The organism is Nostoc sp. KVJ20, assembly GCF_001712795.1.
Classification (GTDB): Bacteria; Cyanobacteriota; Cyanobacteriia; order Cyanobacteriales; family Nostocaceae; genus Nostoc.
On the sequence record NZ_KV757764.1, the window covers coordinates 1 to 12,125 of the forward strand.

Consider the following 12,125-nt stretch of genomic DNA (forward strand, 5'->3'; position numbering starts at 1 on the left):
CTGTTTCAACAAAAATCATTACGGCAATCGCCAAAACTCTTGGTGTAGAACTGATTGAGATTATGTCTGACTTACGTGTTGAAGTTTCCAAAAATATTTGTACTTCTAGTTGATTTTTGTACTCTGAGTTGTTATTATAGAGATATGAAAACAAAAGACGACCGCCCCAGCCTACGAAACTTGTGCGATCGCCCTTTGACCCTTTGCAGGAATCTATATTATGACTCAATCAGTTTACACACAGCAAACGGCTTCTAGCTTCAACTACAACACATCAACAACAGTTACAGAAGTTCCCTTCAAAGATGAGCAAGCCCTAGCTCAAGCAGAACTGAACAACTATATCGAAACCCAAGCTGAAGCTGTAGCCCCAACCCAAGATCCTCTCACCAGCAGAGATCGCCGCATCATTGGCGAGATTATCGAAGTTGAACCCGAATCAGTTCGCACAATCTGGATAGAAGGCGGAATCACAGTATGGGTGCAATTAGTCAGTGGTGGACGACTACCATTCGATCGAGACTGGTTCGCCAAAAGAGTTGCACAGGTGAAAGCAACGCTCCCAGAAACACCTCTAGAACGCAACGAACGTCTAAGCAAAGAACTGGAAACAGCTTGCATCAGATTCGGTTTAACTTACGGGCAGATTGACTGGCTTTCCTTCAGCACAACTCTATATCTGAATCACCACCGTGTTGGCTTCGTCGGGTACAACAGAGCAAATCAGTGGTACAGCCGACGTACTCAACTGGGGAGCAGCTACACATTTGACAGCGTTGATGCTGCCATCGCATCACTCGGAGTCAGGCAAGCAGTAGCAGCGTAAATATCGAATGTAGAAAAAGCGATTGCAACCAAAACAAGTGCAATCGCTTGCTACTTCACCATAAGATGGCTTAATCATGGCACACGTCACAATAACTACGCCCTCAGTCAAAACACCTGATTGGGACGAACACGGCGAAAAAATACTCCTGCCACCAACAGATGCAAACGCACAGGTCATAGAAATTTCCGTTTACAAGCTGGTGTATTGCAATGGTGCTTGTCCCAAAAATTACCGTGTCTATAAAGCTGGCTCAATGCTTGGTTTGGTCTTTCAACATATAACCCATTGGTCAAACGAGGTGGATGAGATCCGCTATCCCCAGCCATTGAATGCAGTAATCGCACTAGAGAATTTTCTCAAAACTACAAGTATTGACAAGACTGTTGCAGCGTAAACCAGAATTCTGACTCCTGGCTCCTGAATTCTCCCTAACTATTCACCAATTAAAACAATGGAACCAACAATATCAATTCCACAAGGTTGGAAATATCCACGTTTTACCTTTGGACAACGTACAGAACGAGGCGTGATTATAGGCTTAAAGTACTACTCCGAAGATACACTTTTAGCTCATGAATTTGGCGAAGGCTGGCGTTATGTACTGCTGCCTGACAAGAATTGTGAAGACGAAGAATACCACCTTGAAGACGCACTGGAATTACTCACACCACAGGAATTAAAAGCACAAATAGAAGCAGAGATTAACAAACGTTTACGTCAAGTTGAATTGCTGACACACGAGCTAAAAGCAATTCCTGGAGGCATAGCTAATGGCTAAACCGCCTAAAAACTGCTCTGACCTCACGGCTGCTAGCTTGCTGCTTTTCTTGCGCCGCTATGGTGGTTCTGCTCCTTTACACAGTATTAATTTCTCACGAACAGTAATCCAATCTTTGCTTGATAGAGAACTAGTGCGAGTACAGAATACCAAACACGGTTTTTTACTGACGATTACACAAGATTCTGACAAATTGCCGACTAACTAAGCCCATTAACTCACTAAAACAAACACAACAAATACAACACCATCATGGAAACCATCAAAATCAACAACAGCGTTTTTCTCATCCCACCCAGTCAACCAAAACTACAAGCTAATTGTGCTAAAGAATACGGGCAATTTCTTCTCGATTGCCCTCCAAAACTGACAATTTTAGAAGCACAGGCAGGTGGTTATCTCAAAGGAAATAAGGCAGACTTTGCGATCGCAATCTCTCGCCCTGACCGTCTACTCACAATCAACGAGAACTTCACCAATGAACCATTTACCGAATTGTGGGTGATTCCAGTGACAGGCGGACTTAAAGACCAGTTCAAGGGGCCAGCTTCCATGCTTTTGAGTTTTCTGATGCACCGCCGGAGTAAGGATTCATTTGCTGGACTGTACAACCATTTCGCTCATCGTGCTTTCCAACAATGGTGTGAGGATGGAATGCCCGGAGATCCGAAAGAATTCTGCTACGCCGCGATCGCATCTGTCCTCAAAAACTACATCTTCTGCGCCGAGTTCCAGAAGGTAGAAGGTGCGTTGGGAACGTATTGGTTCATTCAGTGGTCGTACCGTAACCCACAATCTGATTTTGAGCATGATGCTCTCGTTGCAGCCGAGATGATTCGCTCTGGTGCAGAATCAGGGGCAACACTGCAATGGGTGACTAACGAGACTTACGAACGCTGGGCATCAAACGCGATTGTTACCGTGCCTGCATTCCCGGCTGTTTCGGAAGCAGAGGCAAGAGCATCTTTACAAGCTCAAAATCACCAAGTATTGCCACAAGGTAACAAACGGTAATTAAGCATTATAAAGGCGATTCGCTCAAGAGTCGCCACTACATCAATTAGCAACAAAATCAATCAATGAAAATCGGTACTGTCTCGATTAGTTATTCGAGAAAATTTAACTTGGGCAACTACGAATCTCTCGAAGTAGGCTGCTCTCTCTGGGCGCAAGTGGAAGATGAAGAAGATGCTTCGGGCGTAGTTCAATTCCTCTATCACCAAGCCAAAGCAGCAGTCAAAGACGCTGCAATGCCCCTGATTAAAGCTAACGAATTTCAAATCAGTAAAGCCAAATCCCAAAAGAAGGTGGCAACTGATGAGGGTGTTGGGGAATTAGAGGATTTATGAAACAACTAACAGGTTCTATTCCGATCGCAGCACTACCACCATCTACTGCGGCCTGGAGCAAAAAAGAACTCCTTGAAACAATTGAATGGCTCCAATCCGAGGGAGCAGCAACCCAAACCAATCTCAAACTATTGACTGCAATTGTTGAATCAATTCTTTGGTCTGAAGAATCCTATACCAGATTTTTGCAATGCGGGTTTGATGCTGCAATTGAACTATTTGATATTACTTCTCAAAACTGGGAGTTTGAAGAATCAACGTCATCACCTCACAACCCCAGAAATTGGGACGAATACAAGCGGCTAGAAAAACACCAATAATATTTCTTCAGCTTATTTAGTCATAAGAGGAATAAGAAATGAAAAGAAAATGGACTCCTGAAGAATTAGAAATACTCGAAGAAATGTCTGAAGCATATATACCCAAGCAGATAGCATACAGACTCAGAATCCGAGGCTATCATCGTACAACATTAGCTGTTCATAAAAAGCTCTATGCGTTGGGTTATTCTGCACGTCCCACTCTGGACAATTATAGTTGTAACCAAATTGCTCAAGCTCTCTCCTTAAACCCCTGTACTGTTGCTAGATGGGTAAGACTAGGTTGGCTTAAAGCCATGCGACGTTCTGCTAGAAATTATTTAGTCAAGAGTCGGGATTTAAAACGGTTTTTCAAGAATCCTCCACAATCAATCAAAAAGCGGATTGCTGCGATAGATCCGCAAGTTGTTCGGTATTTAGTTGGGTAATCAACTTCGCAAATAGCATAACTAAGTAGTTACGGAGATTAGATAGATGCTGCTAGGCTTTAAAACTGAATTGAAATTAAATAATAAGCAGCTTACAGCATTTTTAAAGCATTGCGGAGTGGCAAGACACGCTTGGAATTGGGGGTTAGCTTTGACCAAGCAAATATTAGATCACAACAAAGCTAACCCAGCAGAGAAGATTAAGTTTCCTAGTTATTTTGATTTGTGTAAATGGTTAGTAGCATTAGTCAAGAAAGAAAATCCTTGGTATTATGAATGCTCTAAATCAACACCCCAGCAATCACTAATAGCATTAAGAATCGCTTGGGATAGATGTTTTAAAAGAATCTCAGGTATTCCCAAATTTAAGAAAACAGGTCAGCATGATAGTTTCACTTTAGAAGGAGATGTAAAAATTTTAGGAAACAACAAAATTCAAGTCCCTAAAATTGGAGTGCTTACAACTTATGAAAGATTACCTCAAGTTACGCCTAAGTCAGTTACAATTAGCCGTAAGGCTGACAGATGGTTTATTAGCTTCAGGCTAGAAGTGGAACAACAAGAGTCAAACTTAAAGAGTATTGTAGGTGTGGATTTAGGAATAAAGAGTTTAGCTACTTTGTCAACAGGAGAAGTAATCGAAGGAGCTAAATCTTATAAAAGGTACGAAAGTAAATTAAGCAGACTACAATGGTTAAATAGACGTAAGGTTATTGGGTCAAATAACTGGAAGAAAATTCAATTAAAAATTGCTAAGTTACACAGAAAGATTGCTAACATCCGTAAAGATACACTACACAAACTTACAACACTGTTAGCCAAAAACCACGGAACAGTAGTAATTGAAGACCTCAACGTTAAAGGGATGTTAGCTAATCGTAAACTGGCTAAAGCAGTTTTAGATATGGGCTTTTATGAATTACGTCGGCAACTAACTTACAAATGCAAGCTCTATGGCTCAAAACTTGTAGTAGTTGACAGATGGTTTCCTAGTTCTAAGACTTGTTCTCACTGTGGCACTAAAAAAGAAACTCTGCTGCTAAGGCAAAGAGTGTTTGAGTGTAAATATTGCGGTTTTACCTCTGATAGAGATTTAAACGCCGCCATCAATTTGTCTAAAGCTGTCAGTTAGACAGTATTAGCCTGTGGACTGGTTGAAGCCGACTTCTCCAGAATGAAACAGGAAATAAACAAAGCCTAAAACGATTTAATAAAGATAATTTATCTATTTATAGATAGTTTTAGGCAGGAGTTATGTAACGGATGAAATGTCCACGCTTTATTAAGATGTTGATAATAGTTTAGCTATTAAAAACTCTACTATTCCCAAATAGTCTGTATAGAAGCATAACTATTAAAGCCGTAACTTCTTAATATTGGCTCTCACTAATTAGCAATTCCATAGTAAATTTGAAATGCTTCGATAGCTTCTTGGGTTTGTGTTCCCCAGATCCCATCTAATGGGCCATTGTAGAAGCCTCTAGCATTTAACCATTTTTGTAACTCACGAATTTTATTGTTATATCTACGAGGAGTAATTTCAAGATTATTAAAAAATTTTTTAGTTAAATTTTGAGAATTGTCTAAACCTTGTAGGTTAATATTTCTTGTATTCAATTTTGAAATACTCATATCATTAACTAATGAGCTGATAGCTATATCACCAACTACTGGGCCTACAGCCCTAGGTAGAAAAGGAACTGCTAGAATAGATTGTTGAGTATTAACAGTTTCTATTCGCTGACTAGATGCTGATTTTCGATTACTGTTACCATCTATAAAAGAAAGCCCTATATTATATCTTTCTCTCAATCTTGTGATAATTTTCTCACCACTTGATAAGGGATAAGATTGAGAGATAGTGGTGATATCACTTGTGTTGGGTGAAAGTAGATTTAATTGTCTGGGGTTTTTATGCACTCTGTTTAGATTTTGGGGGTATAACTCAGCTATATTATTAAGAGAGATTGACTCAGTACTACTAATACCAATTGCTCCACGACCTGTAATAGTAAAACTACCTCTATTTTCAGATCCAAGCTTACCAGTATCATCCTTTAAAATAAGGTTATTAACATTAATACTGATATTTCCTTGGTGTCCACGAAACGTGCCATTGTCATCATATAAAGGCTCAGATATCCCCAAAATTTCACTAGCATTAATAGTTATATTTCCTCCATTTCCAGAAAATACGTAAGGCTTCTCCTCTAAAGGCTTAGATACCCTTGTTAACAATTTTTCTAATAAATGTTGACAGATTCTACCATTAGTATTTATTCCTAAAGCTTTTTGGAATTTCAGTACAGAGGCTTCAGTTAAATCATCAAACTTTCCCGTTAATTCACCATTATAGAATCCTAATTTTTTTAATTGCTTTTGTATTTCAAGTGCTGCTGAAGCATTACTACCAAACTGTAATATCTCTCTACGCCTACACTCTCTGTTTAATGAAATTAAATCTTTATTATTTCTATTTATGCTGGTACTTGAACTTCTAGAAAGCAATGATGATTTTTTTGAATCAGTTATATTTATTTGAGAATTATAATAAGTATCGATTATTATTGGTTCTACATTCAAAGTTGTTGATGTTGGATAACCACTTGGCGAAACTGTGCTAACTTTGTCATTAATATTGGGAAACTCTATAACAGTTTTTTTCTCAGTCAAACTAGTGATACGGTCTCTCGCTACTACAGTTGACTCTCTTGGATCAAATTGAGAAGCTAAACTGTCTCTACCTTCATTATTTGTACCGTGTGTTATGGCGTACAATTGCTTTAAGTCAGATACTGCTTCCTTAAGTTTATCTTGAGCTTTTGTGTATCCAACTTTAAGCTCTTGATACTTCTGTGCTTCTTTTTCTAACTCTTCATTTTTCTTGTTGATTACTAAAGAAATTTTTTCTAGTTCTATTTTTGCATTTATAAGATTTTGTTTTTCGATTTGAGTTTGCTTTTCTGCTCCTTTTTGCTTTTTCTCAGCCAGCTTAATTTTTTCGGAAGCTATATTATTATATTTTTCAAGATTTGCTTGCTTTTTTTTAACATTCTCTACCTCTAAATTTTTCTCATTAATTTGTTGATTAACTTCTTGGCGTTCTTTTTCAGCGTTGTACAACTTTTGATTAGCTTTTTGAGTTTCTATCTGTGCTAATTTTTCTTTTCGTAATGCTATATTTAGATTCGTGCTAGTAAATATTAATAGCATTACTGCTATCGATGAAATCACAGCTAATCCAGTAAATCCCTTACGGATGGTTTTTTTAGCTTGATGCTGGGCTTCTGCTAATATTTGATTTGCTTTTTCTGCTGCTTCTAAAGCAAGTTTAACCTCTTTTTTTTCTAATTCTTGGCTTGCTGATAAAAACTGATAATCTTCGTTACTCAAACTTTTATCTGATGCCCAAGTTAAGGCTTCTTGTAGTGCTTGCCCTCGTAGTAATCTTGATTGATCTTGATAACAAGAAACAATCCAAGCATTTATGGCTTCAGCATAGGGACGCAGAGTAGCAAGTTCTTCGTCTACCCAATTTGAGGTAAAAATTGAAGCATATATGCGATTATAAACTTTTAACTTGCCTTGCTCTTTGACAACTAAGCCTGAAAGTTGAAGTTCTTTTTGTGCAGGACTATTATCAGCTAATATTTCTCCTTGTTGAAGAATTTTTTGATAAAGTCCTAGTAGCCGACCAGCACGTTGCTTACTCCTAATAATACGGTCACGAATAGTTCTTAGATGTTCTGGGTTATCCTGGGCTTCCCAATTTTCAAGCAAGTATAATTTTATTAGTTGTTCTACCCACTCGGACTCTTGCACAACAGGAAGGGGAAATTCACACGTATAGATAATCTGACAGAGCTTTTGAGTTAAAAATGGTTGACCACCTGTCCAGCTTAATACTTGCCTTAAAACTGCTTGTGGGTTGCTAACTTTATCTGTTAATCCTGCCGCTAAAGTTTGAGTTTCATATAAGTTAAAACCACTCAACTCAATAGCTCTCCCAATATTGAAAGGTGTGCGAGTTTTATCTTTAATTAAATCAGAAGGAGTAGCGACACCTAGCAAAACAAATGAAAGCCGTCTATATAAAGGATTATTAACGCGCTGGTTATAACAGGCTCGGATAAATGCAAAAAAATCATCTGTTGAAAAATTTAAACTGAGAGTACTATCAATTTCATCAATAAAAATAACAATATTTTCAATAATTTCTAATAGTAATACCTGCTCAATAAATTCACTTAATTTCTGCACAGATGGTAACTGTTCGCGTTCACGCCACCAATTTCGGCGATTGACTCTATCAGATAACTCAAATTTTCTGACTAGCTCGTAAAAAATTCCCATGTACCACCCATCTGGTGTTACATTTTGGCTACCAATTGTTGTTAAATCAATAGCAACACATCGAATCCCTTCTTCTTCTAGCCTTTCCATTGTACGGACACGTAGGCTAGATTTCCCCATTTGCCGTGAATTTAATACATAACAAAAATCTCCGCTCTTTAATCCTTCATATAAGTCTTTATCTGCTTGTCGAACAACATAAGTAGGAGCATCCGCCGCTAAACTCCCACCAACTTGATATCTGTATGTTTTACTTTCCTTCATGCTCATTTATCTGGTTGTATTGAAAATAATAAATACTTACTCATTGACAAGATGTTCGCGGAAATATTGAGAATATAAATTACATCGTGATTCAATGGCATTTCCATGCAGTTTTACCAAGCCTAAACTTTGCAACTTAAATATTTGATTCGGTTCTAATTGCACAGAATTAGCTGTATTAACTATTTTTTTCATCGCTACAGCTAATTCTGGATATTGTTTAAGATTGTATAAGTGTCCCCGTAAATGGTCATTATAAATACCTGATTCTGTATCAGCCTCCTGTAAGAGCTTTACAAGGCTGATTTTCTGGGTATTTAAATAATAAATTGCCCGTTGCACTAAATAGGGATGCCCCCCTACTAAGTCCATTAATTCTAAAATTTGTGATGTATCTAAATTAAGTCCTTGTCGTCTTGATAACTCTTGTATTTGCTCACTTGTAAACTCTGGTAGTTCTATACCTAGTCCAACATTAAATGGTGAACGATTAATATTTAATGGAATGTATGCTTCTGTCGAGTGTGCCAAAATTAATCGTAGCTTTCGCCACATTTGGCGGCTTTTTGCTTCCTCATGCCATGCTCTGAGCATACCTAAAAAGTCTTCAGCTATTTGGCTATAAGAAAAAATTCGATCTACTTCATCTAAGCATAAAACCAATGGTCTATCTATTTGGGCTAATAAGTGTTCCTCAAAGTACAGTGTACAGTTATAATTACTTCCTAATCCCTTCTCCCAGTAATCATCAAGTTGGGGTGATAGTTTCATCTGTCGGCAAACAACAACACAGAACCAGCGTAAAAATTCATCTAAATTCTTTAAGACGGTTCCATCTGCTAGGAGCAAGCTCAAACGTACTGTTATGTAATTTTGCTTCTGTGCCTGATGAATAATATTGTTTATCAGCCAAGTTTTTCCCATTCGCTTAGAAGCTTTGATTCTCAGCAAAGAACCAGGTTGCACAATTGTTTCATAACAATGAGATTCAATGGGAGGCCGCTCTATATAATTAGAAGCTTTTATTTCTGATTCTTCTGGGAAAAGAGCAATAGGAGCTTGTTCTGTTTCTAAATCTAAAGTCTGGTAAGAATTATTAGCATTATGAATTTCAAAGTCAGCTATCTTATCTAGCTCAAGCCCTAGCTTCTGACAAATTTCATAAAAATTTAAATAATCAACGGGTCGGCCATTGAGAAAATTACTTATTGTAGCCAAGGATAACTGCAAGTTTTCAGCTAAATCTTTTTGGCGAGGAAAACCACTCCGCTTGACAGCTAATTTTACCTGTTCAATATGCTGTTGAGAAACTTTGATTGATCTGGACATAGCTCTCTTAATTGAGCAGAACTGTTCAAATCATAATATTTTTCCCTATTCTAGGACGATAAGTTAGTTATAACTCAGTCATAAGTCAGTTATCAGATGTATGTAAGCTACAACTCAGTTCAACTTTATACTTTCTCAACTTTGAACTAAAGCACCTAGTAGCTTTAATAAAATTGTTGTCGTGGAAAGACAGACAGATGAAAGCAATCTTCAGAAAAACTAATAGGCCTACTTCTGTAGTGCTTAATCAACAAGAGAAAGTTGAGCAAGAACTTCCCTCAAATGGTCAAGATTTAAACTTGATTAGTTCCAACAGTATTCATCAAGAGCGTCTTCGTCAAGCCCGTGTTAGTTTTAACCTTGCTTTTGGATTGACAGCCGCAAGTGGGCTTATCAGCTTTGTAGGTGTTATTCTCCTATTTTCAGGCAATGTATCCGTAGGAACAGTTACAGCAGTCGGAGCAGTTACAGCTGGAACTGTTAGTGGCTCATGCCTTAGACTTGCTAAGGATGCAAATAACAGGCTGAATGACACAGCAAAAGCCTTAGATAACGAGGAAGATGAGTCATAGTAGTACGAGATCATTGCATTCCCAATCCATTTGCACTCCATCCACTCATCCTCTGACGGCTCAGAAAGATCCGAGCCAGTCTTTGACGCTGATGGCTCTCCGGTTATCTCCCAAGAAGCTGTAGCCTTGAGAGATGCCTTAGTAGATAAGTTAGCATGTCTTGATCCAATCCCTGGCGCATTAGAACAATTGCTGTGGCATTTTGGTCACAAGCAAATTGCCGAAGTAACTGGTCGCAGCAAGCGAGTTCTGAAAGATGATTCAGGGCGTTTGTTCGTTGATTCACGGGGTAGTGGGGCGAATATTGCTGAGACTGCTGCGTTTATGCAGGGTGACAAACAAATCCTCATCTTCAGTGACGCTGGTGGCACAGGCAGAAGTTATCATGCTGATCTAAATGCTGCGAATCGTCGGCGGCGATCGCATTATTTGTTGGAAGCCGGCTGGAGAGCAGACAACGCAATCCAAGGACTTGGGCGATCGCACCGCACCAACCAAGCATCAGCACCCGTGTTCAGACCTGTTACCACTAACGTCATCGGTGAACGCCGCTTTATCTCAACCATCGCTCGAAGGCTGGATAGCTTGGGCGCACTCACAAGGGGGCAAAGGCAAACCGGAGGCAATGGGATATTTGAAGCTAAGGATAATCTGGAATCGAACTATGCAGAACACGCGCTGTATGAGTTATTCAGGCAAATATACCAAGGTCGATTTTATGAAGTGCCTTTAGGAAAGTTCGAGCAAATGACGGGACTTAGCTTAACCTCTCACGAAGGCGGGATGAAAATCGACTTGCCCCCATTGCGGCAATTCCTCAATCGCCTGTTGGCTTTACGCATCGATATGCAGAACATCATTTTCGAGAGGTTTGAGTTGTTGCTAAGTCAACAGATTGAAGCAGCGATCGCGGCTGGTGTCTATGAGATGGGTGTGGAGACTTTACGGGCTGAACGCTTTACTGTTGACAGCCAGGAAGCTGTGTACACCCACCCTGCCACAGATAGCGTCACCAATTACTTGAAAGTACAACGCACCCAGAAGAACAACATCAGAACTGCTGACGAGATGTTAGAGTTCGCAACTCAATATCGTGGAAAGCTCATGATCAACTCCAAGTCAGGCAATGCTGCTGTGTCAATTCCAACACATAGTATTTACGACTCTGAGGGTGGAGTTGTACCAAGAGTGTTACTCGTCCGCCCCCAAAAAGAAACCCGTATACCAGTCAAGGATTTAGAATCTTCCACTTGGAAAGCGGTTTGTGTCGATGCGTTCATTGCAGCGTGGTCGAAAGAGGTAGATGCGCTGCCCAAGTTCACTACCGATTATCTGCACTTAGTCACCGGTATTTTGTTGCCCATTTGGAAAATCTTGCCGCAGCACAATAGCCGAGTCTTCCGGTTGCAAACCAGCGATGGACAAAAGATTCTCGGTCGGGTGGTGAATGCTCACGATATTCAAACCGTGCGCGAACAACTTGGACTCAGGAACCAACTGCTTTCTCCAGAAGAACTTGTGAAGCTGGTACTGAACGAGAAATATACACAGCAGTTGCCGGGTGGTGTAACCTTGCGACGTTCTTTGATTGCTAATGAAGCTCGCATAGAACTGGTTAATGCTATCTCAGTGGCAGAGCGGCTCTTAGCTGTGGGTTGCTTCACCGAGATCATCAACTGGAAAAAGCGAGTATTCATTCCGGTTTCAGACAAAGCCCCAGCTATTCTAGCGGCTGTAATTGAAATCTTGGGATAAGTCAAAAGCTGATGTATCTAATAAATACATCAGCTTAGTTTTCGCTCAAACAAGAGTGTGAAAAAAGGGAAATGGGAAAGGGAATAAGTAACTTAAAAGCTCTTGTTTCAAATATGGACCGGAGGCGGAGCGGCTCCGGCTCCGCACT

At 39.6% G+C, this 12,125-nt stretch carries 13 protein-coding genes; 11 read left to right on the forward strand and 2 right to left on the reverse strand.

The annotated features are described in order from the left end of the window. The first annotated feature begins 220 nt into the window (after positions 1-220). From A4S05_RS35720 to A4S05_RS35760, 9 genes are all read left to right on the forward strand, one after another. Positions 221-826, forward strand: coding sequence for a hypothetical protein (locus A4S05_RS35720; protein ID WP_256091380.1), 606 nt, complete (start codon positions 221-223; stop codon positions 824-826). A 76-nt stretch (positions 827-902) separates the two neighbouring features. Next, a complete protein-coding gene (locus A4S05_RS35725; RefSeq protein ID WP_069074493.1) occupies positions 903-1,223 on the forward strand; it encodes a hypothetical protein in 321 nt (106 codons plus the stop codon). A gap of 57 nt (positions 1,224-1,280) precedes the next feature. Continuing rightward, entirely contained in the window at positions 1,281-1,607 is a 327-nt protein-coding gene (locus A4S05_RS35730) for a hypothetical protein (RefSeq protein WP_069074494.1), read from the forward strand. Then, on the forward strand, positions 1,600-1,815 hold the full coding sequence (locus A4S05_RS35735) for a hypothetical protein (RefSeq protein WP_069074495.1): 216 nt from the start codon (positions 1,600-1,602) through the stop codon (positions 1,813-1,815). Before A4S05_RS35730 ends, A4S05_RS35735 begins: the two co-directional genes overlap by 8 nt. Positions 1,816-1,859: 44 nt before the next feature. Then, positions 1,860-2,621: a hypothetical protein gene (locus A4S05_RS35740; protein WP_069074496.1), complete on the forward strand. Its 762-nt coding sequence runs from the start codon at positions 1,860-1,862 to the stop codon at positions 2,619-2,621. Between the two features lie 65 nt (positions 2,622-2,686). Further along, positions 2,687-2,956 (forward strand): hypothetical protein, encoded by a 270-nt coding sequence (locus A4S05_RS35745; protein WP_069074497.1) that lies wholly within the window; start codon positions 2,687-2,689, stop codon positions 2,954-2,956. Beyond that, positions 2,953-3,276, forward strand: a complete 324-nt coding sequence (locus A4S05_RS35750; RefSeq protein WP_069074498.1) for a hypothetical protein — start codon at positions 2,953-2,955, stop codon at positions 3,274-3,276. Before A4S05_RS35745 ends, A4S05_RS35750 begins: the two co-directional genes overlap by 4 nt. Positions 3,277-3,314: 38 nt before the next feature. Further along, complete coding sequence (locus A4S05_RS39760; protein ID WP_084227386.1) at positions 3,315-3,704, forward strand: MerR family transcriptional regulator; 390 nt, start codon at positions 3,315-3,317, stop codon at positions 3,702-3,704. 46 nt (positions 3,705-3,750) lie between these two features. Next, entirely contained in the window at positions 3,751-4,836 is a 1,086-nt protein-coding gene (locus A4S05_RS35760; RefSeq protein ID WP_069074499.1) for an RNA-guided endonuclease InsQ/TnpB family protein, read from the forward strand. A gap of 254 nt (positions 4,837-5,090) precedes the next feature. Here the strand turns inward: A4S05_RS35760 and A4S05_RS35765 are convergent, their stop codons facing one another. Beyond that, complete coding sequence (locus A4S05_RS35765) at positions 5,091-8,321, reverse strand: AAA-like domain-containing protein (protein WP_141699905.1); 3,231 nt, start codon at positions 8,319-8,321, stop codon at positions 5,091-5,093. A 36-nt stretch (positions 8,322-8,357) separates the two neighbouring features. Beyond that, a complete protein-coding gene (locus A4S05_RS35770; protein WP_069074501.1) occupies positions 8,358-9,650 on the reverse strand; it encodes an AAA-like domain-containing protein in 1,293 nt (430 codons plus the stop codon). A 197-nt stretch (positions 9,651-9,847) separates the two neighbouring features. On the opposite strand from A4S05_RS35770, the gene A4S05_RS35775 reads away from it, so the two are divergent. Both A4S05_RS35775 and A4S05_RS35780 read left to right on the forward strand, forming a co-directional pair. Further along, the gene (locus tag A4S05_RS35775; RefSeq protein ID WP_256091381.1) at positions 9,848-10,222 is read left to right on the forward strand and encodes a TRADD-N-associated membrane domain-containing protein; all 375 of its coding nucleotides are present in this window, start codon (positions 9,848-9,850) and stop codon (positions 10,220-10,222) included. A 30-nt stretch (positions 10,223-10,252) separates the two neighbouring features. After that, complete coding sequence (locus tag A4S05_RS35780; RefSeq protein WP_256091382.1) at positions 10,253-11,977, forward strand: strawberry notch C-terminal domain-containing protein; 1,725 nt, start codon at positions 10,253-10,255, stop codon at positions 11,975-11,977. Positions 11,978-12,125 lie beyond the last annotated feature (148 nt).

What these genes read in the sequence shown, in the direction of transcription:
- A4S05_RS35730 (WP_069074494.1), top strand. Translation starts at nt 1,281, where the DNA reads ATGGAACCAACAATATCAATTCCACAAGGTTGGAAATATCCACGTTTT.
- A4S05_RS35765 (WP_141699905.1), bottom strand. Translation starts at nt 8,321, where the DNA reads ATGAAGGAAAGTAAAACATACAGATATCAAGTTGGTGGGAGTTTAGCG.
- A4S05_RS35740 (WP_069074496.1), top strand. Translation starts at nt 1,860, where the DNA reads ATGGAAACCATCAAAATCAACAACAGCGTTTTTCTCATCCCACCCAGT.
- A4S05_RS39760 (WP_084227386.1), top strand. Translation starts at nt 3,315, where the DNA reads ATGAAAAGAAAATGGACTCCTGAAGAATTAGAAATACTCGAAGAAATG.
- A4S05_RS35770 (WP_069074501.1), bottom strand. Translation starts at nt 9,650, where the DNA reads ATGTCCAGATCAATCAAAGTTTCTCAACAGCATATTGAACAGGTAAAA.
- A4S05_RS35735 (WP_069074495.1), top strand. Translation starts at nt 1,600, where the DNA reads ATGGCTAAACCGCCTAAAAACTGCTCTGACCTCACGGCTGCTAGCTTG.
- A4S05_RS35775 (WP_256091381.1), top strand. Translation starts at nt 9,848, where the DNA reads ATGAAAGCAATCTTCAGAAAAACTAATAGGCCTACTTCTGTAGTGCTT.
- A4S05_RS35750 (WP_069074498.1), top strand. Translation starts at nt 2,953, where the DNA reads ATGAAACAACTAACAGGTTCTATTCCGATCGCAGCACTACCACCATCT.
- A4S05_RS35720 (WP_256091380.1), top strand. Translation starts at nt 221, where the DNA reads ATGACTCAATCAGTTTACACACAGCAAACGGCTTCTAGCTTCAACTAC.
- A4S05_RS35760 (WP_069074499.1), top strand. Translation starts at nt 3,751, where the DNA reads ATGCTGCTAGGCTTTAAAACTGAATTGAAATTAAATAATAAGCAGCTT.
- A4S05_RS35725 (WP_069074493.1), top strand. Translation starts at nt 903, where the DNA reads ATGGCACACGTCACAATAACTACGCCCTCAGTCAAAACACCTGATTGG.
- A4S05_RS35745 (WP_069074497.1), top strand. Translation starts at nt 2,687, where the DNA reads ATGAAAATCGGTACTGTCTCGATTAGTTATTCGAGAAAATTTAACTTG.